Source organism: Helicobacter sp. 12S02634-8, from assembly GCF_002272865.1.
In the GTDB taxonomy this organism is placed as follows: Bacteria; Campylobacterota; Campylobacteria; order Campylobacterales; family Helicobacteraceae; genus Helicobacter_J.
On the sequence record NZ_MLAP01000007.1, the window covers coordinates 69,597 to 92,636 of the forward strand.

Genomic DNA, 23,040 nt, shown 5'->3' on the forward strand with positions numbered 1-23,040 from the left:
GTAGTGTTTTTGATGGATTTGTGTGCGTTGTTATTTTCTTTGGTTATGATAGAAGAGCAGATTTGGGCATTGGCTTGCTCTCATGAAGGGATATGATGGGAATCAAATACGCATATATATGGGCGTTGCTAGGAGTTTTGGCCTTAGGCCTTGGGGCAAAGGAGGCACTCACGCCCACAGATGGAGCAGATTTTTTCTACCAGAGATTTGGAGATAAGAACCAACCACACAAAAAGATCAACCACACAAAAGGGTTTTGTGCTAGTGGGTATTTTGAACCTAGAAAAGATATCCGATCGTTTGTCAAAATTCCTTTGCTTGAAGCTAAAAGCAAGGTATTGGCTCGATATTCCATTGGTGGGGGCAATCCATATGTGAGCGATCGCACAAACCCCCATGGGCTAGCTCTTAAAATCACTGATGGCAAAGAAGAGTGGGATTTTGCGATGTTAAATACCCAAATCAATGCGGGGAAGACGCCTGAGTTGATTCTTGAGTTTTTGTCTTTGGCTGCTGATCCTAGCAAAAAAGATAAGCTAAAAGAGCTTGCACACCAGCACAAAAGTGTGCAACATTTTATGGATTATAGCCGCAGTCTTGGCGTGCCTTTGAGCTTAGCAAATGTCGCATTTCATACCCAGCACGTCTATGGTATCACACAAAATGATGGCAGTGTGATGCATGCAAAAATAGTCTTTGCTCCTCAAGCAGGTGTGATCGAGCGTTCAAGTCAAGAAGCCCAAAAAAGTGGCGATAATTTTTTAGAAAAACGATTCCAAGAAGATCTCAAAAAGGGCAGTGTGCGTTATCATATGTATCTAATCGTAGCAAAACCAGATGATGTTATTGATGATATTAGCGTGTTTTGGGGGAGTGATAATCGAAAAATCTTTTTGGGGACTTTGGTGTTGGATCGGTTTGAGGGGCAGGGGTGTGAGGGAGATGTATTTTTGCCAAAAGTGCTGCCTCTTGGGGTCAAAGCCCCTATCGATCCTGTTTTTGAATTCCGCAATCAAGTCTATACAATCACACACCAACGCCGCCAATAAGACCCTAGCCCCCCCCCGTTTTTTCTAAAATTAAAGAAAATCTGACACGGATTCAAGCAAGGTCTAGCAGATACTTGAGAGCGTGGTTGCTAGACCTCCGAGTGAAGTTTCTTTGTATTTGAGATTCATATCTTTGCCTGTGTTATACATTGTCAAAATCACTTCATCTAAAGTGACCTTAGGTGTGCTTTTACGACTCATTGCCATACGCGCTGCCATAATCGCTTTGATTGCGCCAAAGGCATTTCTCTCAATACACGGTATCTGCACAAGCCCCCCCACAGGGTCACAAGTCAGACCCAAATGGTGTTCCATAGCGATTTCAGCTGCATTAGACGCACAAAAGGCATCAGCCCCCAGCACAGACGCCATAGCAGCCCCCGCCATCGAACTCGCTACACCAATCTCAGCTTGACAGCCTGCTTCAGCCCCAGAGATACTTGCATTTTTCTTATAAAGTGAGCCGATCAGCATTGCGACTAACAGATAATCGATTGCTTTTTGGTCATTGAAGCCCACGGTGTGATTTTTCAGATACAACAAGACAGCAGGATTGACCGCACAAGCCCCGTTTGTAGGTGCAGTAACGACTTTCGCACCACTGGCATTTTCTTCAGCGACTGCGATAGCATAAAGGGAGATAAAATCAATAATCCCCAATGGATCGGTCGTGGCCTGTAATCTGCTTGCAAGCCCAGGGGCGCGTCTATGGAGCTTGAGCTTGCCGGGCAAAACATCAGCTTGGGGGTGGATACCATTGTTGTATGCTTCTTGCATTGTTGCCCAGATTTCTAGGCAATATTTTTGGATATATTCTAATGTATTGAATTGCAATTCATATGCAAGAGAGGCTTGGATCAGATTTTTGCCTTGTTGGTGGCAATAATCGAGTATGTCTTTAGCGTGGTTGAAACTCAGAGCAAGATGTGTATCTTGGGGGTCTTCAATCCCTGTTTCTTTGATTTTTTGGAGTTCTTTTTGGGTCTTGACAAATCCCCCGCCAATGGAATAATAAGTTTCTTCCTCGAGCACTTCTCCATTTGCATTGAGTGCTTGGAGTGTCAAGCCATTTTCGTGTAGGAGCAAAAATTGCTTAGAAAAAATCAAGTCATTTTCATAATCAAAGTCAATATCTTTCTGGCCACATAAGCAGAGTTTTTTGTCATTAAGGGCTTTGTTGATGACAGATTCTTGTGTGGAGGTATCGAGATTTTTGGCTTCTAAAGCGCTCAAGCCCCAGATAATAGCCCTATCGCTTAAGTGCCCCTTGCCTGTGAGGGACAAAGACCCATAAAAACAGATTTTTATTTTGGTAATTTCTGCGAGTTTGGGCATTAATTTTTGACAGAATAAATTCCCTGCTAGCATAGGTCCCATCGTGTGCGAGGAGGAGGGGCCAACCCCAATTTTGAAAATACTCAGATTGCTCATATTTCTTCCTTTTCAATCAATCGGGTAAATTATATAATGAATTTTTAATAAAATAGTATGTTAATTGTGTTATTTCTTCCCTCAGAAAATGGTTATTTGTTTCTTTTTGTTACATCATTAAAATATTTTAAGTTTATATTTCGGATTCAAAATATTATTTTGTATATAATCTCGCAGATAAGTATTCTTTAGGTAACACAATCAAACAACGAAGGATTTTGATGAATAAAAGAGATTTTTTATGGGTGCTGAGCTTGTATGGGACAGCAATTGGAGCGGGCGTTTTGTTCTTGCCTATTAAGACGGGTGTGGGAGGGCTTGTTCCTTTGGTGATGATGATTGTGTTGTCATTTCCGATTACTTTTTTAGCACATCGGGCTTTGTGTCGCTTTGTTTTGTCTTCTTCCATGCGTTCTGATGATATTACGATTGTAGCGCAGGAGTTTTTTGGCAAGGCAGGGGGGATTGTGATCACTTTGCTATATTTTTGTGCGATTTTTCCTATTTTGCTTATTTATAGCGTGGGGATTACGAACACTCTTGATAGCTTTATTGTCCATCAAATGCACTTACAAGCCCCAAATCGTTTGTTGTTGGCGTTTATTTTGGTGGGGATTTTGGTTTTGATTGTGAGCTTTGGGCAAGAGATGATTGTGCGGGTGATGAGCACTTTGGTGTTCCCTTTTATCATCGTTTTGATGTTGATTGCACTTGCTTTAGTCCCTGAGTGGAATCTGGAGTTGTTTAAAAATATCAGCTTTTCGTGGCAAGAAGATACAAAAAAGCTTTGGTTGATGCTCCCTGTGATGGTCTTTGCCTTCAATCACTCGCCCATTATCTCTTCTTTGGCTGTGTATGCTAAAAGTCAATATGGCAAAAAGGCCGATGAAAAAAGCTCTAAAATCATCGCTACAAGCAATATTTTGATGATTGTGAGCGTGATGTTTTTTGTTTTTTCTTTTATGATGAGCTTACATCAAGATGATTTTATCCACGCACAAGAGCAGAATATATCGATACTTTCTTTGCTTGCTAATATTGCTGATAGGTTTGAAAACCCCATTGTCAAGGCCATTGCACCGATTTTGGTCTATGTAGCACCACTCATTGCATTTGTGGCGATGGGTAAGTCATTTTTCGGGCATTATTTGGGCGCTCAAGAGGGCTTCAATCGGATTTTATTCAAAATCTCAAGAGATAAAATCAGTCTGAAAACGGCTAAGAAAATCACGATTATTTTTACATTTTTAGTGTCTTGGCTCGTTGCTTATGCCAATCCACAGATTTTAGATATTATCGACCAAATCGTAGGGCCTGTGCTAGCGCTCATACTTTTTATCATGCCTTTGTATGCTATTTATCGTTTTGATGCACTCAAAAAATATAAAAACCCCCTTGAAAATCTTTTTATCTTGATTTTTGGTCTATTGACAATCGCAGCTGCCCTTTATAGTATCTTTTAGGCATTGGGATTTTTGGAGTGGGGCATACACAAAAAGCAAGTGATGGTTAAATAATCTTAAAACTGCTTGGAGTGTTATGGTTTTGTCAATCACTTATGTATAATCAGAGTTGTTCTATAATATTTTTTGATAAAAAATAACACAAGGGGGTTTGATATGGTGGCATTGCATAGATGGGGGAGTTGGAGCGTGGTTTTGATGGGGGCAGTGGTGGGGCTGGGCTATGGCGAGGGGGCTAAAGACTATATGCTCGAAAGACAGGTAACAACAGCAACGCGCATGGAAACGACTACAGATAAAGCCCCGGGCAATATCAGCGTGATCACTACTAAAGAAATGAAAGAGCGCAGTCCTCAAAAGGTCAATGATTTTATCAAAAATTATGAGGGGATCCATATACTCAATGACGCAGGGCTCAATCCGCGCCCAGCAATCACGATCCGAGGTATCAGTCGGGGGACACTTGTTATGCTTGATGGGGTGATATTGAGTGATTTGGAGGGGGAGAATCGGATCCTTGATGAACTCTCTTTGTATGATATCAAACGCGTAGAGGTCGTGCGAGGGCCGTTTTCGAGTTTGTATGGGACAGGGGCGATTGGCGGGGTGGTGAATTTCATCACAGAAATGCCTACTAAGCTTGAAAGTATGGTGCTTTTGGGCTATGGAAACGCTTTTAAGTCGCGCCAAGCTGATATGAATTTGGTGCGTGGGTATGCTAGCTTTGGAGATGCGTTTTTTGACAAAAGGTTGCGTTTGAAAGCTAGCTATGGCTTCACAAGCTCAGGGGGGTATCCGAGTGTCCCAGCTTTTGGCTCACAGACTGATTTTAATAAGCTCACCAATATCACAGGCTATCATATCGATCCAGCAGGCACTTATATCGCAGGGGATACAGGACGGAGGGAATATGTCTTAAATGATGGCAGGATAAAAGTCGAATATGATTGGGGGGATAATGACACGACAGGCGCGATGGGCTCGATCTCTAACCATCATTATGATTTTGTCGATCCTAAAACTTACCTCAGAGATAATCAAGGGCGCCCAGTATATGGCAATGACAGCTATAATCCATTTATCGGGAGTGGTTATGAGGGGATTGGGAGCTATACACATTATATCGCCTCAGTCTATCATACCCATACTTTCAGTGATGAATCAAATTTAAGAGTGAGCTTATCGAGTGTGAATCTTTATAGTTATTGGTTGGATGCGCAAAATGCAGCCAATCCCGCACCCACCCTAGCAGGAGGGCAGGGCTATTCGCAAGATATTTATACTTCGAGCAATTATCTGGATATTATCTATACCAAAGCATTTGATAACCACACCCTCACTACAGCGCTGCAAGGGCGATATATGCAGCTAGACCAGCTCAATTATGGCTTGAGCGATTGGAAAGTGCGTAAATATGATTTGGGCTTGCAAGGGGCTTTTGGAGGTAGGGCGTTTTTGGCCGCAGGATTTGTGCAGCTTGATAGCCATTGGACAAGTCGTTTGAGCACGACTTTGGGATTGCGTTATGATTATTGGCAGAATTTTGATAACTATACCCAATCAAGCTCTCAGAAAAATTCTGTTGCAAATATCACGCAAAATAGTCTTTCGCCCAAGGCTTCTATCAATTATAATCTCTTAGATATTGTTGTATTTAAAGCTTCTATGGGGAGTGCGTTTCGTGTGCCTACGCTTAGGGAGATTTTTAGGATTTCGACAACGACGCAAAAATGGCTCAATAATCCCAACTTAAAACCAGAGCAGGGCTTTTCTTTTGATGTGGGTGGTGATGTCAATACCTTTTGGGGTGGGCTGTTGAAGTTGTATTATTTCCAAACAGAACTTGATAATATGATCTATCGTGCAGGTGCGGGAAAAGAGGCAAATCCTTATCAAAACAAAAACGCAGGGCACGGACGGATCAATGGTATTGAGTTTGGGTATATTCAGCCTTTGGCTTCTAATCTTAGCTTGAATACAAGCTACACTTATACGCGTGCAAAAATCATTAAAAATACTGCCAATCCTGCTACAGAGGGGAAATTTATCCCCAATACCCCTGAACATATGGCACATATAGCCTTGCTTTATGGGGCGAGGTATGGATTTTATGGCTCTTTATCGGGGAATTTTCAATCAGCTTCTTATAGCGATGATACCAACACCAAGATCTACAAACACACATTTGGTTATTATGACAATCAGCTTTATTTCAACGCCAAGTTGGGCTATGTGCTCCAAAATGGCTTTGATGTGAGTGTGAGTTTCTTGAACTTTACCAACAATCGGTATTATGACTATTATCAAGTCGCAGGGGCGTCATTTTTTGCCCAAGCAAGTGCAAAATTTTAAAAGATATGACAAGGAGCAGAAATGCTAGAAGAAATACAAGGGTATTGGAACCATCGATCACAGAGCTATGCACAACTCAATCTCGATGAGCTAGGGAGTGAAAAAAAGCAAAAATGGCAAAAGGTGTTTTTGAAATACGCACCCAATGGCTTTGAAAATATCCATTTGCTTGATATTGGCTGTGGGCCAGGGATATTTTCTATCATATTTTCTGAACTCGGTGCGTGCGTGAGCGCACTGGATTATACCCCTAAGATGTTAGAAAGGGCTAAAGAAAATGCTCAAAAAGCAGGTGCGCGGGTTGCGTTCTATCAAGGCGATGCGCAAAATTTAGAGTTTGGAGATGGGGTGTTTGATTGGGTTGTTTCAAGAAATCTTACTTGGAATCTCAAAGACCCTTACAGGGCTTATCAAGAGTGGTATCGTGTCCTAAAAAAGGGTGGTAGGTTATTGAATTTTGATGCAAATTGGTATTTACATCTTTTTGATCCCAAACATAAAGAGCGCTATGAGCAAGACAGAGAAAAGGTCGCTCAAGCAGGGATTTTAGATCATATGACCCAGAGCTATCCTAACGCTAAAAAGATGGAAGAAATCGCCAAATCCCTCCCATTGAGTAAGATCCATCGCCCTGGTTGGGATATTGAGGCTTTAGAATCGATTGGTTTTGAGATTTTGGGCTTTGATAAGGAATTTTATCAAGAGGTGTGGGATTGTGATGAAAAGCTGATGTTTGCCTCAACGCCGATGTTTTTGATCGCAGCACAGAAGTAGCTTGAGGGCATTTGATCATATTTATAATTTTTTTAAAGAATAAAACCGAGCAAAGTTTTCTCCTAGCGAGCAATTTTCTAGACTTTTTTGTGAGAATAAAAACCTCCCATCACAGACAAAGCCCAATTCTTCCCAGTTTGTGTGGTTGAATAAATCACAAATTTCTTTGAGTAAAGAGCTATCTGTTTGAAATCTTGGAAAAATCGCAAGAATCGAGCCATCATAAGCCTTTGTGGGGTGGATAAAAAATGGCTGCTTGTTTCTTGTCTTTGTATTGACATAAATCCTTGGGCAGTCGCTTTTGAAATAATCCCTCCCCCATTGCCACCAGTTTGATTGGGTAAATTTTCTTATTTTTCTGTTGATAAGGGCTTGTTTGTGTGCTTCTAAAAATGGGTGGTATTGATTGTAGATCATCTTTTTTGTTTTGTTTGTTTTGCAAGTATGGGAGCAAACAAAATCCTCATTTCCAAACACAGAATGCGTGAAGAGCTTGTCATTGCCACTGACTGCACCGACTTTTACAAAAAATAAATCCTTGAATAAAATCGGGTAAGACGCATTGGTAAAGGTTATTTGCCCTTGATGGCAGTTGAAATTTTTTAAAATATTTGTTTTTCTTGTGAAATTATTTTTTTCAAACCTCCAGATAGCGCAATTGGGCTGTGCGTTATCAAATATTTTTTTGTCCCCTAAGTCGATAAAATCTGTGATTGTTCCATTTTGATACAAAAAATGATTCAGTTTGGTGGCTGCAGTGAGCTTTAAAAAATCTCTTGGAGTGATGAAAATCAATTCGCCCTTTTGCTTTAAATGCAAAATGGATTTAAAAATGAAAAATAAATACAAGTTGCTGCGGTGATCGAAAATATTTTTATAAGGCATTAAAAGATTTTTAGTGTTTGGAGGGATATTTTTATGAGCGATATAAGGGGGATTTCCGATGATAGTATCGAATTTGTTTTCAGCCCCATAAGCAAAAAAGTCAATATTTTTTACATTTTTGTTTTTGATGACTGAAGGGTCGATCTCAATACCGATTGCGTGATTTGGGAGATGATCCAAAAAAGAGCCATTGCCACAACTGGGCTCAAGTATGCTCCCATAATTTTCCATCAATCCTAACATTGTATCGACAATAAAAGTCGGGGTAAAAAATTGCCCCAATTGCTGTGGGTTCAAGTCGGTGCAGAGAGGGATTATTTTTCTCCTGATTCTTTCAATTCTTTGCTTAAAAATTTGCCTGTGTAGCTGCCTGTTTTTGTGTGGTTTTTGGCAACTTGAGAAGGCGTGCCTATATCGACAATTTTCCCGCCTTTATCCCCGCCCTCAGGGCCAATATCGATGATATAATCAGCATTTTTAATCATATCCAGATTGTGTTCGATAACAATCATTGAATTCCCCAGCTCCACGAGATGGTGGAGGACTTTTGTGAGTCTATCCACATCAGCAAAATGCAAGCCTGTAGTTGGCTCATCAAGGATATAAAGTGTCTTGCCTGTGTCTTTGCGGCTGAGTTCTTTGGCGAGCTTGATTCTTTGGGCTTCCCCACCAGAGAGCGTTGTGGCGTTTTGACCCAATGTGATATACCCTAGCCCCACATCTTGGAGCGTTTTGAGCCGAGAGAAGATTTTAGGGATTTTATCAAAAAACTCACAAGCATCATCGACGCTCATATGCAGCACATCAGCAATGGATTTGCCTTTGTATTTGATTTCAAGTGTTTGGGGATTGTATTTTGCCCCATTGCACGCATCGCATTTGACCATCACATCAGGCAAAAAGTGCATTTCAATCTTAATCTCGCCCTCACCTTGGCATTTTTCGCAACGCCCACCTTTGACATTGAAGCTAAAACGCCCCACGCCATAGCCTAGAATCTTAGCTTCTTTGACCTCTGAAAACAGCACTCTAATATCGTCCATCACGCCTGTATAGGTAGCTGGATTGCTTCGGGGGGTTCTGCCTATGGGCGTTTGATCTAAATAAATCACTTTATCGAGCATTTCTAGCCCATTGATTTCTACACCATCGCATTTTTTGACTTTTTTGGCGTTGTTGAGTAGCTCTTGGGCTACGGGCAGGAGGGTTTGGAGAATTAAAGAGCTTTTCCCGCTCCCACTCACCCCTGTGATACATACAAAATTTGCAAGAGGGATTTTTAGGCTTAGATTTTTGATATTATTGATGGTGACATTTTTGATCTGCAGCCATTTTTTTTGCTCTCTGTTATGGGGATAGGTGATAGTCTTAGCGCCACTGATATATTGGGCAGTTTGGGTATTGGACTCAAGCATTGCACCAATAGTGCCTGCAAATACGACCTCTCCACCATTTTTGCCCGCACCAGGACCGATATCTACGATAAAATCGGCGTGCTTGATTGTTTCTTTGTCGTGTTCGACGACAATAACGGTATTGCCCTTTTCTTGAAGACTACGTAGTGTTTTGATGAGTTTGAGTGTATCGCGTTCGTGCAGCCCGATACTGGGCTCATCAAGGACATACATCACCCCTGTAAGGCCACTCCCAATTTGGCTTGCAATGCGTATCCTCTGGCTCTCTCCCCCGCTGATAGTCCGCGCATCCCGCCCCAAGCTCAGATACCCTAGCCCCACATCATAGAGAAAAAATAGTCTTTCACGGATTTCTTTGAGGATAGAGCTAGCGATGAATTGCTGTTGTTTGTTGAGATAAGCAAAGTTTTTTTCTTCATTAAAAAACGCATAAGCCTCTTCAATGGGCTTGTCAATCACTTCACCAATCCCCAATCCAGCGACTTTCACGCTCAAAGATGAGGCCTTGAGTCGATGGCCATTGCAGACACTGCAGGGCTTTTCGCTCATATAATCACCCAAATCGCGTTCATCTTTAAACATATCATAAGCAATCTGAATAATACCTTTCCAAGGGCGTTTCAAGCTTGAATTTTTCCAGAAAAATTCGATTTCAGAGCCATTGCCATAAAGCAGGGCATTTTGTTTATGGCTCTCTAGGTCTTCAAAGGATTTGTCCATATCAATGCCATTGCTTTTGCAAAAGCCATTGAATAGCTCAGCATAATAATTGCGATTGAAGCCAAAGATGACCTTGATCCCTCCTTTGTTGAGCGGGAGGGATTTATTCAGGATTTTTTTGATGTCAATGCTATATTTGCTCCCCAAGCCCCCGCAATCCTCGCACGCTCCCTTAGGTGAGTTGAACGAAAAGCTCAAAGGCTCTAGGGGTTCAAAACTGATTTTGCAATCAAAACACGCTAAATGCTCGCTGTAGTGTATGAGCTGATTGTGCTCTTGGGTTGGGTCGATGATTTCTACTTCAATCTCACCATAAGTTTCTTTGAGTGCTTTTTCTATGCCTTGTGCGATTCTTGAGTGATTGTCTTGATGGATATTCACACGATCGATGACAATTTTTATCGTGTGTTTTTTGGTTTTGCTCAACTGGATCTCTTCATCTAAGCGCACCATCACCCCATCAATATAAGCGCGGACATAGCCCTTTTGGCGCAAGGACTGGATTTTGTCTTGAAAACTTCCCTTTTTTTCTTTGATGATAGGGGCAAGTAAGATGATTTTGCTGTCTTGAGGGAGGGAGAGGATTTGATCGATGATATCAGTTTGACTCATTTGAGAGATGGGCTTACCGCATAAATGGCAGTGTTGCGTGCCCACTCGTGCATAAAGCAGTCTTAGATAATCATAAATTTCTGTGATTGTCCCCACCGTGGAGCGCGGATTTTTACTCGTTGTTTTTTGATCGATAGCGATTGCTGGAGTGAGCCCCTCGATTTTATCTACATTGGGCTTGCCGACTTTATCAAGAAACTGCCGTGCATAGCTTGATAGCGACTCGATATACCGCCGCTGTCCCTCTGCATAGAGAGTATCAAAGGCTAAAGTTGATTTCCCTGAGCCACTCAACCCAGTAAAGACAATCAATTTATTTTTTGGAATCTCAAGATGGATATTTTTAAGATTATTTTCTTTTGCACCAATAATTTGAATTTTATCTAACAAATTGCACTCCTTGCAAGTTTGGAATTATACATCAAAATAAAAGATTGCGTGATGGGATTTGAGGGGGAGTTTGGATACCCCCATTTCAAGGGGGTCAAAGGCTTTGGACTAAAGGCGAGTTTTAGTGCGTAAAATCCTCTGTGCACAGCTTCCTGTGATGATCAAAGCACAGGCTAAAATTGCTAAATCTTTAATCACTAGCCGCCCAGCCCCTGAGAGATAAGGGAAACCATAATCAGCCCCACCCATATTAGGCACCCAGACTTCAGGAGTGGTGATCAAAAATGATAGAGTGATGAGCGTCATCAAAAAGACAAGACCTCCACCGATGAGCCCTAAATAAGGATAAAAAATCCCCAAAAGCACTAATGTGCCAAACGCAATGATGAGAACACCCAAACCATAGGAAACAAGGTAGGTTCTGTTTTCTTGCTGCCAATGGGCGTTTTGTTCATTAGCAGTGCCCTCAGGGATTTTGTGTAGTTTGTAGTCTTTAGCGTCTTTGTATAAAAAGCTACTCAAAGGCGAATTAGCTACAAATGGCGTGATCCCCTCTGCTTCATAGTTAATAAACTTCAAACCCCCTATCCAGATAAAAATAACAAAAATGGCAATATGCGCCACCACGACCCCACCATATCGCAAACGAGCGAGCTTTTCTAAATTTTTGTTGCACAGCACTTTGTATCCTTTTGTTTGTGGCATTGAATTTTCTTGATTTGGTATGAAACCAAGAAAGTATTTTTATCTTGTTTAAGGTAACTTATAGCAAATAAAATTATCGAGATATAACAGAGTATAGTTAAAGTTTATATTTATTAAGATAAAAATAATTGAATTAATAGAGAGAATCGAGTAATTTTATCTCCAAAAACTTGACCCAAATATTAAGATTGTATTTGATGGTAATATTTTTTGTATATTTTACTATTAATAATGATTTTTATTATTTCTTAAGAGTAAATAGTTAATATGTGCGAGCTTGAAAATAACTCAGTTAAGGAGCAAAATAATGCGAGATGGCTTCAAAAGATTTCAAATATTCATGATGCTAAAGGCGATGGATTTTCTCAAATGCCAAAGAGGGGTAACAGCGATTGAATATGCTTTGATTGCTGTGGCAATTTCTTCAATGTTATTTATCGTTTTAGGCAGTGGGGGTGAAGATGGGCTGATCTCTAGAATCAAGGATTCTTTTCGCTCAATCCAAGATGGCTTGAGTATCTCTAAATCTCAAGGTGGCCGCTAAAATCAATGGCTTTTATGATTTTATTTGTCGGGTGGGGTGCGATCCTTTTATGGATTGCGCTGACAGATATTTTTTATCGCACCATCAGTAATACTCAAATCATCATAGTAATATCTATGGGGGCAATCAGTTGTTGGATCTATGGAATTGGGGTGCATTTTTTCTTCCCTGCTCTTTTGTTTTTAGTGGGGCTTGTGCTCTGGTATCGGGGGCTTTTAGGGGCAGGAGATGTCAAGTTGATGGGGGCATTGAGTCTTTTTATCAACACTGATTTGCTTATGTCTTTTTTGTTTGTGACCTCTGTGGTGGGGGCAGTGATTGGGATTGTGATTTGGGGGTTGTCTTTTTATCGCAAGTTAGAGCCATCAGTCCCTTATGGGGTGGGCTTTTGTGCTAGTTTTTTGTTTTTCTTGCCCCAGTTGCCTCAATAACAGCTATCAAATCGCCCTACAAAGGCTGAAAGAGTAAATAAAAGTATAAAACTTACCATAAATATCAAAGGTTTTTTATGAATAGAAAAATAATGATTGTTTTATCGAGTTTGATTTTGATTGTTGCTGTATTTGGATTGTTTTTGACCCAAAGCGCCCCTGCTCCCAAAGAGCAAGCAGAGTCCAAGCCCATAGAGCAAACATATAGTTTTTTGGTCGCTGCAAGGGATTTAAAGCAAGGCGAGGTGCTTGATGGGGCAGATATTGCGATAGAAACACTTACAGATATACAAGGCAAGGAGTGGGGAGATGTGGTTGTTGATGGGCCAAAAGATTTGATTACAGATTCTATTTTGCTCTCAAATATCTCCAAAGGCCAGAAGCTCTCCTATTCTCAGCTCGCTCGCCCTGGCAGTGAAGCTTATGATAAAATGCGTGCAGATCCTAAAGAGGGGTTGTTTCCTTTTGGGTTTGCGCTTGAAGAGAGGGAATATCAGATCCTCTCAAAGCTCAAGCCCAACGAATATGTCGATATTTATTTCAAATATGAAACAAAAAACAAAAAATCTGTCAATATTTTGGCTAAAAAAGACAAAAAACAGCCATATGCCTCTGAAGATACGGGCAATAGCTCTAATCTTTTCTTGGTGTTTGCCAATAAGCGCGTGCTTTTCTTGCAAAAATCTCCCACGCCCCCTCAAGACACAAAATCTAATGACATAAGCCCTCCACAAGGTGTTTTGAATATCGAGCTTGATTCTGAAGAAATCAAAAAAATCTATGCAATCGAAAATCTAGGGTATTTTTATATATTCCCCACATCTGTGAGTGCGCGTTCGATGATTGGGACAAACAACATCTTAACCAAAGAATTTATCAAAGAATTCAGAGGGGGTGAAAATGCACAGATTAATTAGTGGTCTGTTGTTTTGTTTGTGCGGGGTGGCTTTATGGGGTGGTGAGATTTTGATGAAAAAGGGCGATTCAAGAGTGTTTAAGACCACAATGCCGATTTCTGCAGTCTTTGCTTCAGACCCTAAAGCGCTCGATTATAAAATTATCGATTCCCATCAAGTGGTGGTTTATGCTAATGATAATGGCTATGCAGATATTAGGATTTTTGGGAGTAAGGCAAATAAAGATATTTTGCTCTTTTCTGCTAGTATCACCATCGACCCCCTAGCGCCCAATCTTAAAAAAATCGAAGAGCTCATTGAGGGCCAGATTGCAGGGGCAAAAATCAAGCTCACAAAACTTGGCTTGCCCGGAGAGCAGGGCTATGTTATCAGTGGAATTGTGCCTGATGAGGGCAGTAGAGATAGTGCTTATCGTATGGCAGCCCTAGCCCTTGGAGCAGAGCTTGAAAAGAAAGAGAAAAATCCTGCTTCAGCAGACAGGACTTCTCAGAGAATCGGAGGAGAGGGCGAGCAGCAAGATAATCCATTGCTTTTTTTGACCCGATATGAGAGTGATTTTTTGGTGGATAAAATGAACGTGGCGTTATCATCATTAGTTAATGTCAAGCTGCTTGTTGTTGATGTTGAGAAAAATCTCATTGGCAAGCTCGGATTTGATTTTAATGGTGGTTCTATCGCCTTGCCTTTGGTAAATTCTGGCGGCTTTGGACTTTCACAATTCAATTTTGCAGCCGTGATTGATGCGCTCAAAGACAATCAGATTGCAAAAATCTTGGCCGAACCTAATCTTTCGGTTTTGAGTGGAGAAGATGCGCATTTTAGTGTGACAGGGCAATACACGCCCATCACCAACACCGTGACCTTTGGAGGTCGCGCAGTGAGCTCTCCAGGGACAGCAAAAGATTATGGAATATCTCTGACAATCCAGCCTAAAGTAGAGAGTAGTGGGAAAATTACCGTGCGGATTTCTCAAGAAGTGAGCAATATCCAAAGTATCATCGAACGCAATGGTGCGAGTGCAGCCAATCTCAAGAAAAGACGTGCTGAGAGCGTGATACAAGTTGCTGATGGGGAGAGTTTTGTGGTTGGAGGGCTTTTAGATGAACGCGATAATGAAAATGTGCGTTCTGTCCCGTTTTTGGGTGATATTCCCATCTTGGGAGCATTATTTAGAAAGACCAATATCACTCGCTCTAAGATGGAGCTGATTGTGATTGCTACGGTGAGTTTAGCAAAGCCTGTTACTAAAGATGTTTTTGCGCCCGCATACCAGCCTCGGACTTTGATGGAATCATTTTTTGACTTGCCATACAAGAACACACGAGATGATGGGCTAGAGTTGCGTGCATTTGTGCAGAATATCGGCTTCATGCACTAAGGAGATGTGATGAAAATACCTTTTTTGAATCCTAGTTCTAATAGCCATTTAGAGGGCGCTATCTTGATTGTTTCACAAAGTTTAGAAAATATCGAACGCATTTGCTCTCAGCTCTCTTTGCAAGGACTTTCTGTGTTTAAAAGACTGCAGAAAAATCCGCTAGAGGTATCTCCAGAGGATTTGACCTCTAAGCTCCAAGCTGTGATTTTAGATATCCAGCAGATAGAAAACTCTTATGATTATTGTGCTTTGATCCCAAAGATTTTCCCTAAAGATATTCCTTGTATTATCTTATCTCGCAATGATTCGATCAAGATTTGTCAGCAGTTTTTATCCCAAGGGATTTTTTATCTTGATTGGGAGAGCCAAATCGATCAGATTTATGAGAAGATTTTTAATTTTGAGGTTAATATTCCAAATAAAAAATCTGTCAAAATCACTTGTTTAGGGACAAAAGGAGGCGTGGGGAATTCATTTGTAACTTATGGGCTTGCACAAGTGATAAAGCAGAGATTTTTATCTTTGGTCTTAAATGTCCAAGGGGCTGATAGCTCTTTTAATTTGGATTTTATCGCAGGAAAATCCTTTGAAAAAGAGCTAGATATTCCTGATGGAGTGTGCTTGTTTAAAGAGCAAGCAGAAGATGCCTATGACTACCACCACCCCAAGCACAAACGTTTCAATTTTATCCTCTATGACCACTCTGTCCAAAGCCACTCCAAAGACACCATTGAGATGATTTTGAACGAATCAGACACGATCGTGCTTGTGATGAATTCTGAGCTAGATTCTTTGCGTAAGACAAAAGAGATTTTGCGTATCAATGAGTTTTTGAGAAGTGTCCATCAAGGGGCTAAAAAGGTATTTGTTTGCTGCAATCAAGCAAGGCTAGGGGCTAAATCATCTTTGGATATTGCAGATATGGAAGAGATCATGGGGGCTAAAATCGATATTTGTATCCCCAATCAGTCGCTAGATCGCTCTTGTGTGGGGCTAGTCACAAAGGGCAATACAAAAAAATCCCTAGAACTTTTAGCCGACAAACTCACAGGCGTGCCTGCCAAAAGGAAACGCAGATGGATTTGAATCAAACACTCAGAGAAAAGCAAAATGCCTCTGTGCGATTCATCAGAGAAAGGGTCTTTTCTGAAATAGATATCGAGCAAATCGAGCAGCTCATTGACAATCGTGAAGTGTTTTTAAAAGAGATTTTAAAAGCTATCCAAAAAGTCGCGCTTTCCCATCAAAAATATCTCTCCAAATATGAACTCCATTTAATCGGTGAAGTCATTGCTGATGAAATCATGGGGCTAGGGCCCATACGCGTATTGATGGAAGATGAATCTGTGAGCGATATTTTAGTCAATGGACCCAATAGCATTTATATTGAAAGAAATGGCAAGCTTGAAAAAACCGATCAATATTTTATCGATAATTCTCAACTCACTGATATTGCCAAACGTTTGGTCGCTAAGATGGGGAGGCGTATTGATGACGCGCAGCCTTTGGTGGATGCAAGGCTATCAGATGGCAGCAGGCTCAATGTCGTTATCAACCCCATAGCCCTAGATGGGACTTCTATTTCTATCAGAAAATTTAATAAAAATTCTAAAAGCCTCGATGAATTGCGTCAATATGGCTCAATGAGCCTAGCAATCTCAGAGATTTTGGCACTTGCTTCTAAATCAAGGTGCAATATCATTGTATCCGGTGGCACAGGCTCAGGTAAAACCACGCTTTTAAACGCCCTCTCTCAGCATATTTCTAATGATGAGCGTATCATCACCTTAGAAGACGCCGCAGAGCTCAAGCTCCAGCAGCCCCATATCGTGAGGCTTGAAACGCGTATGGCAGGGGTAGAAAATAGCGGTCAAGTTACAATGCGTATGCTTGTTATCAATGCCTTGCGTATGCGGCCTGATCGGATTATTGTCGGGGAGTGTCGGGGTGGAGAGGCTTTTGAAATGCTCCAAGCAATGAATACAGGGCACGATGGCTCGATGACTACTATCCACGCTAATAGCCCATTTGATGCGATTTCAAGGTTAGAAAATCTTGTGATGATGGCAGGGTTTAACCTCCCTATCGAAGCGATCCGCCGCAATATCGCCTCAGCAGTCAATATCATCGTGCAGATTGCGCGGCTCAATGATGGGAGTCGTAAGGTCGTAGCGATTTCAGAGATTACAGGGATATATGAAGGGCAGATCCATCTCCACGATATTTTTACATTTAAAATCGACCCCAATCGCGATGTAAATGGCAAAATCCAAGGTCGCTATGTCTTTGGCGGGATACCCCAAGATTCAGTTTTGATAAAAAATACAATGCTCTTTGATATTTATCCTGTTTTAGAGCGCGTGCTCCAAAACGCAAGTCAAGATATGCAGGAAAGTCAAGATATGAGGGCAAGGCAAGATATGCCCCAAGACGCGCAACAAGATGGGAAAAAGGAGATTTGATGTGGGGGTTTTTTGTTGTGATGTTGATTTTTGGTGTGATGGGCTTGTTATGGGCTATTTATCTGGGTAAAAAAATGCAAAAAATCCAAAAGCTCGTTGAATACATTGATTTGACTTATCCCAGTCTTGATTCAAACCAGCGCAAAAAACCTCTTTTGACCTCCCTTTCCCAAAGGCTCCAATGGCATTTCAGAAATGTATATACCCAAGAAAAGGGATTGAAGCTTACAGGCGTTTTGGCTGTGCTTGTGAGTGTGGGGGTGTTTGTGGGTGCTAATGCGCTGTTTTTGCAGTTTAATTTTTTGCTGATTTTATGCGTGGCTGTGCTTTTTGGCGGCTATATCGCTAATAGTTTGCAAGAAAAAAGACTCAGAAATGAATTTGAAAATAGCTTTCCAGAAGCTTTAGTCATCATCTCAGGGGCAATCTCTTCAGGGAATAATATCACTCAAGCCCTCCAAAGCTGTGCTGATACAATGAGTGGAGTTTTGGCTGATGAGTTTAAAACTATCGTGCGTAGCTTAAATGTGGGCGAAGATCCCGAAAAGATTTTTATCCAATCTTATGCGCGTCTTCCATTTGACCATTATTATTTTTTCTTGACCTCGCTTTTAGTGAGTATTAAAAGTGGTGCGCGGATCAAAGAGGTGCTCTCAAAACTCTCTGGGGCTGTGACTAAAGCTAAGGCTATGGAAAAAAAGAAAAATGCGATGACTTCAGAAGTGCGTATGAGTTCAAAAATCACTGCAGCTATCCCCTTTGTGTTTTTGATTTTGATGAAATTTATCAGCCCTGATAATTTTGATTACATTATGTATGAGCCCAATGGTCGGTATATTTTGTATTATTTTTTAATCAGTGAGGGGATTGGTATGGGGATTATTTTGTTTTTGATGAGGAAAATATAATGGCTATTTTTTATGGCGCTTGTTTGGTCTTTGGGTTTGTGGTGTTATGGGCGACTTACAAGCACCACGCCCAAGTCAAAAAGGCCACTATTTTTATCGAGGCAAACACGCAAGATATTGATAAGAATCCTTTGGGCGAAAAATCGCATAAAGCCCAGCATATTTTAGAAAAATCGGATACTTTATTGCGGAATATCAGGCTTTTTGATGAAAATATTGCTTGGAAGATTTTGAGTGCTTTTGGAGTGTTTTTGTTTGTGTATATGCTAGATATGGCCTTGAATCTCCATCTTTCTCAAGCCCTTTTGGGGATTGTTGGAATCATGGCTGTTTTGGTGGCATTTTTATTGCCGCAGTATTTGCAGAAATTTATCGTTGATACGCGTATCCAAAAGATCAGCCGAGATATACCGATGTTTGTGGATTTGCTCGCAATATGCGTGCAATCAGGTATGAATATCGAGGGGGCAATCAAGTTTTTGAACGAAAATATGAAGCAGGTCAATAAAGGTTTTGCACCCTTTTTGAATCGTATCGTGCTCAAAAGCGAAATCTCTGGGCTAGAGAGCGCGATTATTGATTTGCAAAAGGAGCTCCCTGGCACAGAGATTGGTATGATGTGTGCGACCTTGCGCCAAAGCCTTAAGTATGGGAGTGCGATCTATGAAACCTTGATGCATTTGTCTATGGAGATTAGGGAGCTTGAACTTTTGAAAACAGAAGAAGCGATCGGCAAGCTCTCTGCAAAGATGAGTGTGCCTTTGATTTTGTTTTTTATGTTTCCAGTGATTATTATCATCGCAGCACCGGGTGTGATGAAAGTTTTGGAGGGATTTTGATGAAAAATATACACATGATTGCAGTGGGGCTTTTAGCACTTATCATCGCAGGCTGTGCTTCTAGGGGCGATACAAATGACCTTTTTGGCAATGAAGTGCATCGAGAGAAGGTGTTGCTTGCAGCTGAGAATTATAAAGATCTCATTGGTATCTATAAAGAAAAGCTTGAAAAGCAAGACACACCGACAATAAGGCTTAAATTGGCCCAATATTATTTTGAATCCAAAGATTATAATTCAGTGTTTTATTATCTCACGCCATTGTTGCAGACAGAGTCTAATCAAGCAATGCTGTTATGGGCAAAGTCGCTTGAAGCCACTTCTAAGTATCAAGAAGCCCTAGATATTTTAGAAAAGCTCATTGCAAAAGATAAAAATATCGCCCAAGCTTATAATCTCAAAGGGATTATTTTTGCCATGCAAAAAAACTTTCCTTTAGCTAAAGAGAATTTTTTGGAGGCAAAAAGGCTGTTTTTGAGTGATGAAATCATCAATAACAATCTTGCAATGGTGAGTATTTTAGAGCAAAAATACCCTGAGGCGATCGATTATCTCTATCCACTCTATATGCGTGGATACAAGGACACTAAGCTGTTGAATAATCTCATTTTTGCTCTGATTAAGGCCAATAAACCTGAGATGGCGCTCCAAATTGTCCAAAAAGAAAATCTCTCAGACTCCCCGCGGAACTTTATCCGTAATATTTCTAAAATCAAGCGCGATGCCTTATGAAAATCTTGAAAATCTTAAAAATCTTGATACAAACTACCAAAGCTCTATTCAAAGCTCTGATATATCTCAACTTACGCTCAAGATGGCTTTTGAAAATCAAGGCAATGGGCTCTATGGGCTTTATCAGATTGCATAAGCCTTTAAAATTCATGACTGAAAAAAGCGCTGTAGCGACTCTGGAATTTGCTTTATTGTTTCTGCCTTTTTTCTTGCTATTGATGATTTTGTTTGAAACAGCGATTTTGATTTTTCAGATTGCCACGATTGATTATATCAACGCAGCTGCAGCCCAATATGCCTCTATAGGCTTGCCTAAAGATGGCTATAGAACGCGATTTGAGCGCTATATCGATACGCACAAAAATAAGCTGCTTTTGTTTATGGATACTAAAAATTCTTTGCAAACGACCTTGCAGTTTTGCCGCTCTCTCCAAGAGCTTGAAAATAGCAGTTGCACGGGCAATGATCTTGAAAATGTGCTGATTGTATATACATCACGCTACAAGCTCCACCCAATCTTTAGACTGATTCGCATAGCAGTTGGTCTTGAAGAGATCGCAGCTAAGGCGATTTATTATAGCGAGCGCAATGCATACACCCCCACGCCAAATACCCAAAATCCCCCAACTATAGGATCTTGATGTTGTTTTTAAGCCCACGATTCACCCCATTATCCACCCCCTCTGAACGCTCACTCCCCTCCAAACGCTCATTTGCAGACCATCAAGACCCCCTATTCACTCACTCTTCCCAACCCCCCAAACTACCCAACAAGCCACTTTTTAAGCGATTGATGGCACACACTCAAGGTTCTGTGAGTATTGAAGCTTCGCTGATATTTGGACTCTTGATTTTACTCATTGTCTTGCTTGCTCAAACAGGTCAAGCCCTCATCAATCAAAGCAGGCTCGATCGCTTGAGCTATTCTCTGCTTTCTTTAGCACGCGAGAGCTCTTTGTATGCTAACGCCCCATTTAGCAGTAATGACGCCACTGGGCTCTATAGGATACTCAATACTTTGTCTAAAGATATGATGCCCTTGCATACAGATCTTGCTTTGAAAATCGAAGTGCTGCATTTCAGCTCTGATGGGATTTCTCGCAGCACGCAGAGTGTGCAGAGCTATGATTTTGGCCCTTTTGCTTGCCAGACTCCAAACAACCTCCAAGACAATGCAAATTTGAGTGTGATGACAGCACAGCAGCGATATGCGCCACTTTATAGAGTGTCGGTATGCATGCAGCAAACGAGCAAATTTTCTTTACAAAATCTCATCACGCGATTCATTCCGCTCTCATCTTCAAGCATTGCAATGGGGCGATAGATGGCAAGGATATTTGTATCGGCATTTTTCAGAGAGCAAAGAGGGGCGATTGCGATTATTGTAGCGATTTTAGCTCCTTTGATTATCGGGCTTTTAGCGCTTGCATTTGATGGGGCGAGTATGTTTGTGTATCAAGCAAGACTCCAAGACGCACTCAGAGAAGCGACTTTAGGGGCGTATGCTCTGCAGAGTGAGGGGGAAAAAAGATTATTGATCCAAAACTATCTGAAAAGCTATTTTTATAATAAAAACTTGAAATTCTCAAACATCAAAAGTATCACTGAAACCATCGCGACCTCTACTCAGCAAGGCGCTAACACGCAAGAAATCCTCACAACTTCAGCAGATTTGCTTTTGCCTGCTTGGTTTAGGACTCAGCTTGATGGTATCTCACAAGGCAAGCTCCAAGCCATGGTGTCATTAGAGCCAACAAGCCAAGGAGGGGATAGGGATTATTTATTTGTGTTGGATTTTTCTTCATCAATGCGCGCGAATTTTCTTGTCAAGTCTTCTGAAATCAGCTTTTGCCAACCCCAAAATCCCGATTATGACCCTCAAATCTGCTCCAAACTCAATAGCGGGGGCAATCGCGCTGAAGTCATGCAAGCCATTATCTTAAAAATCATCAAAACCATCAATGCCACGCAAAATAATCGCTCCGAATTTGCCTTTTTGCCCTTTTATGCTGGCTCTCAGATCCAAAAAGAACACACCTATGCACTCATCAGGGGCAACCACACTTCTAGCAGCGCCTCTAAAGAAACCCAACAAGCTAGCTACTATGTCTTGCAAGCGACTTTTAAGCCCGAATTTATCCTTACAGATTATGATTTTTGGTCAGGTGTGGTGACCAATCGCTATGCAAGGATTGATTCTAGTAAGATGAATTTTGACGCCCCACCTTATGCCGATCACCCCGAACGCGATCGTGCACTGAAATTTTTTAGAGCTTTTACTCAAGAGCAAAGCAATATTATTTTTTATAATCTCAAAGAGGGCTTGCCTAAAGTGATTGATTATGAAGCCACATTGCAAAATATGTTTGACCCCCAAAAGGCCTTTAGCTTTCGATTTTACAGCACGATGGATAGCAACCCCTTAAACGAGGGCGCTAGAATCAATGGCGTGGCCTATGATTATTATAGCCGTTCTAGCAATATCGAATCCATCATTGACCACTCCATGTATGGACTGCGTATTAAATTTTATGAAGAAAATTTCAAGCCTATCCCCCACCCTGAGAGCTTAAAAATCCTCAATGAAAAGCCCTTTGATACCAAGACAGAAGGCGGGGGGCTGACACTTGTAAGTACTGCTTTACTCAGAGGCGCTGCAATGCTCAATCAAGGTAGGCATAAAAAAAGAGCCATGATTGTTGTGACAGATGGTGTCGATGCAGAGGGGCTTGCAGTGGGCGATCCATCAAGAAACCCACTTGTGGATATGGAAGAGCGTCTTTATGCGATGGGCTTGTGTCAGAGGATACGCGATGGTATGCGCACAAAAGGCGTGGAAGCAGAGATATTTTTTATCAATATTGCCAAAAAGAGCGACTCTCAAGAAACCTTGCGGCAGTGGAAGGCTTGCGCAGGGGAGGGGCACGCAGAAGTTGTAGAAAATATTGATGAATTTTTAAATGTATTCAAAAAATTCATTTTTGGAAATGAATTGGGTCGTTTTATTGATAAAAATAAATTTTAATAATATTAA

The 23,040-nt window shown here is 41.1% G+C and carries 21 protein-coding genes; 17 read left to right on the top strand and 4 right to left on the bottom strand.

Annotated elements, in window-relative coordinates:
- The first annotated feature begins 95 nt into the window (after positions 1 to 95).
- Positions 96 to 1,049, top strand: coding sequence for a catalase (locus BKH46_RS05770; RefSeq protein WP_172402575.1), 954 nt, complete (start codon positions 96 to 98; stop codon positions 1,047 to 1,049).
- 63 nt (positions 1,050 to 1,112) lie between these two features.
- Here the strand turns inward: BKH46_RS05770 and BKH46_RS05775 are convergent, their stop codons facing one another.
- Positions 1,113 to 2,480 carry an L-serine ammonia-lyase gene (locus BKH46_RS05775; protein WP_095225884.1) on the bottom strand — a complete coding sequence of 456 codons (1,368 nt, stop codon included), beginning with the start codon at positions 2,478 to 2,480 and terminating at the stop codon, positions 1,113 to 1,115.
- 221 nt (positions 2,481 to 2,701) lie between these two features.
- Here BKH46_RS05775 and BKH46_RS05780 point away from each other — a divergent pair, with 221 nt between their 5' ends.
- The 3 genes from BKH46_RS05780 (at position 2,702) to BKH46_RS05790 (ending at position 7,069) form a co-directional block, all read left to right on the top strand.
- Complete coding sequence (locus BKH46_RS05780; protein ID WP_095225885.1) at positions 2,702 to 3,943, top strand: aromatic amino acid transport family protein; 1,242 nt, start codon at positions 2,702 to 2,704, stop codon at positions 3,941 to 3,943.
- 156 nt (positions 3,944 to 4,099) lie between these two features.
- Positions 4,100 to 6,295: a TonB-dependent receptor gene (locus tag BKH46_RS05785; protein WP_095225886.1), complete on the top strand. Its 2,196-nt coding sequence runs from the start codon at positions 4,100 to 4,102 to the stop codon at positions 6,293 to 6,295.
- A 21-nt stretch (positions 6,296 to 6,316) separates the two neighbouring features.
- A complete protein-coding gene (locus tag BKH46_RS05790) occupies positions 6,317 to 7,069 on the top strand; it encodes a class I SAM-dependent methyltransferase (RefSeq protein ID WP_095225887.1) in 753 nt (250 codons plus the stop codon).
- A gap of 21 nt (positions 7,070 to 7,090) precedes the next feature.
- On the opposite strand, the gene BKH46_RS05795 is transcribed toward BKH46_RS05790, so the two are convergent.
- The 3 genes from BKH46_RS05795 to BKH46_RS05805 all read right to left on the bottom strand — a co-directional run bounded on the left by BKH46_RS05795 (position 7,091) and on the right by BKH46_RS05805 (position 11,772).
- Positions 7,091 to 8,197: a class I SAM-dependent methyltransferase gene (locus BKH46_RS05795; protein ID WP_095225928.1), complete on the bottom strand. Its 1,107-nt coding sequence runs from the start codon at positions 8,195 to 8,197 to the stop codon at positions 7,091 to 7,093.
- A 71-nt stretch (positions 8,198 to 8,268) separates the two neighbouring features.
- A complete protein-coding gene (gene uvrA / locus BKH46_RS05800) occupies positions 8,269 to 11,091 on the bottom strand; it encodes an excinuclease ABC subunit UvrA (RefSeq protein ID WP_095225888.1) in 2,823 nt (940 codons plus the stop codon).
- A 108-nt stretch (positions 11,092 to 11,199) separates the two neighbouring features.
- Complete coding sequence (locus BKH46_RS05805; RefSeq protein ID WP_253248314.1) at positions 11,200 to 11,772, bottom strand: DUF417 family protein; 573 nt, start codon at positions 11,770 to 11,772, stop codon at positions 11,200 to 11,202.
- A gap of 331 nt (positions 11,773 to 12,103) precedes the next feature.
- Here BKH46_RS05805 and BKH46_RS05810 point away from each other — a divergent pair, with 331 nt between their 5' ends.
- The 13 genes from BKH46_RS05810 (at position 12,104) to BKH46_RS05865 (ending at position 23,031) form a co-directional block, all read left to right on the top strand.
- Positions 12,104 to 12,340 carry a Flp family type IVb pilin gene (locus BKH46_RS05810; RefSeq protein ID WP_095225890.1) on the top strand — a complete coding sequence of 79 codons (237 nt, stop codon included), beginning with the start codon at positions 12,104 to 12,106 and terminating at the stop codon, positions 12,338 to 12,340.
- Between the two features lie 5 nt (positions 12,341 to 12,345).
- The gene (locus BKH46_RS05815; RefSeq protein WP_095225891.1) at positions 12,346 to 12,771 is read left to right on the top strand and encodes a prepilin peptidase; all 426 of its coding nucleotides are present in this window, start codon (positions 12,346 to 12,348) and stop codon (positions 12,769 to 12,771) included.
- Positions 12,772 to 12,848: 77 nt separating this feature from the next.
- Positions 12,849 to 13,688 (top strand): SAF domain-containing protein, encoded by an 840-nt coding sequence (locus tag BKH46_RS05820; RefSeq protein ID WP_095225892.1) that lies wholly within the window; start codon positions 12,849 to 12,851, stop codon positions 13,686 to 13,688.
- Positions 13,672 to 15,066: a pilus assembly protein N-terminal domain-containing protein gene (locus tag BKH46_RS05825; protein WP_095225893.1), complete on the top strand. Its 1,395-nt coding sequence runs from the start codon at positions 13,672 to 13,674 to the stop codon at positions 15,064 to 15,066. The genes BKH46_RS05820 and BKH46_RS05825 overlap by 17 nt, the downstream gene beginning before the upstream one ends.
- Positions 15,067 to 15,075: 9 nt before the next feature.
- Positions 15,076 to 16,152, top strand: coding sequence for a hypothetical protein (locus BKH46_RS05830; protein ID WP_095225894.1), 1,077 nt, complete (start codon positions 15,076 to 15,078; stop codon positions 16,150 to 16,152).
- Positions 16,143 to 17,528 (top strand): CpaF family protein, encoded by a 1,386-nt coding sequence (locus BKH46_RS05835; protein ID WP_095225895.1) that lies wholly within the window; start codon positions 16,143 to 16,145, stop codon positions 17,526 to 17,528. The genes BKH46_RS05830 and BKH46_RS05835 overlap by 10 nt, the downstream gene beginning before the upstream one ends.
- A complete protein-coding gene (locus tag BKH46_RS05840; RefSeq protein WP_095225896.1) occupies positions 17,528 to 18,436 on the top strand; it encodes a type II secretion system F family protein in 909 nt (302 codons plus the stop codon). Before BKH46_RS05835 ends, BKH46_RS05840 begins: the two co-directional genes overlap by 1 nt.
- Complete coding sequence (locus BKH46_RS05845; protein WP_095225897.1) at positions 18,436 to 19,275, top strand: type II secretion system F family protein; 840 nt, start codon at positions 18,436 to 18,438, stop codon at positions 19,273 to 19,275. Before BKH46_RS05840 ends, BKH46_RS05845 begins: the two co-directional genes overlap by 1 nt.
- On the top strand, positions 19,275 to 20,006 hold the full coding sequence (locus BKH46_RS05850) for a CDC27 family protein (RefSeq protein ID WP_095225898.1): 732 nt from the start codon (positions 19,275 to 19,277) through the stop codon (positions 20,004 to 20,006). Before BKH46_RS05845 ends, BKH46_RS05850 begins: the two co-directional genes overlap by 1 nt.
- On the top strand, positions 19,996 to 20,142 hold the full coding sequence (locus BKH46_RS09490) for a hypothetical protein (RefSeq protein ID WP_172402576.1): 147 nt from the start codon (positions 19,996 to 19,998) through the stop codon (positions 20,140 to 20,142). The genes BKH46_RS05850 and BKH46_RS09490 overlap by 11 nt, the downstream gene beginning before the upstream one ends.
- On the top strand, positions 20,120 to 20,647 hold the full coding sequence (locus tag BKH46_RS05855) for a hypothetical protein (protein WP_095225899.1): 528 nt from the start codon (positions 20,120 to 20,122) through the stop codon (positions 20,645 to 20,647). The genes BKH46_RS09490 and BKH46_RS05855 overlap by 23 nt, the downstream gene beginning before the upstream one ends.
- Positions 20,647 to 21,330 carry a tight adherence pilus pseudopilin TadF gene (gene tadF / locus BKH46_RS05860; RefSeq protein ID WP_095225900.1) on the top strand — a complete coding sequence of 228 codons (684 nt, stop codon included), beginning with the start codon at positions 20,647 to 20,649 and terminating at the stop codon, positions 21,328 to 21,330. The genes BKH46_RS05855 and tadF overlap by 1 nt, the downstream gene beginning before the upstream one ends.
- Positions 21,331 to 23,031, top strand: a complete 1,701-nt coding sequence (locus BKH46_RS05865; RefSeq protein ID WP_095225901.1) for a hypothetical protein — start codon at positions 21,331 to 21,333, stop codon at positions 23,029 to 23,031.
- The last annotated feature ends 9 nt before the right edge of the window (positions 23,032 to 23,040 follow it).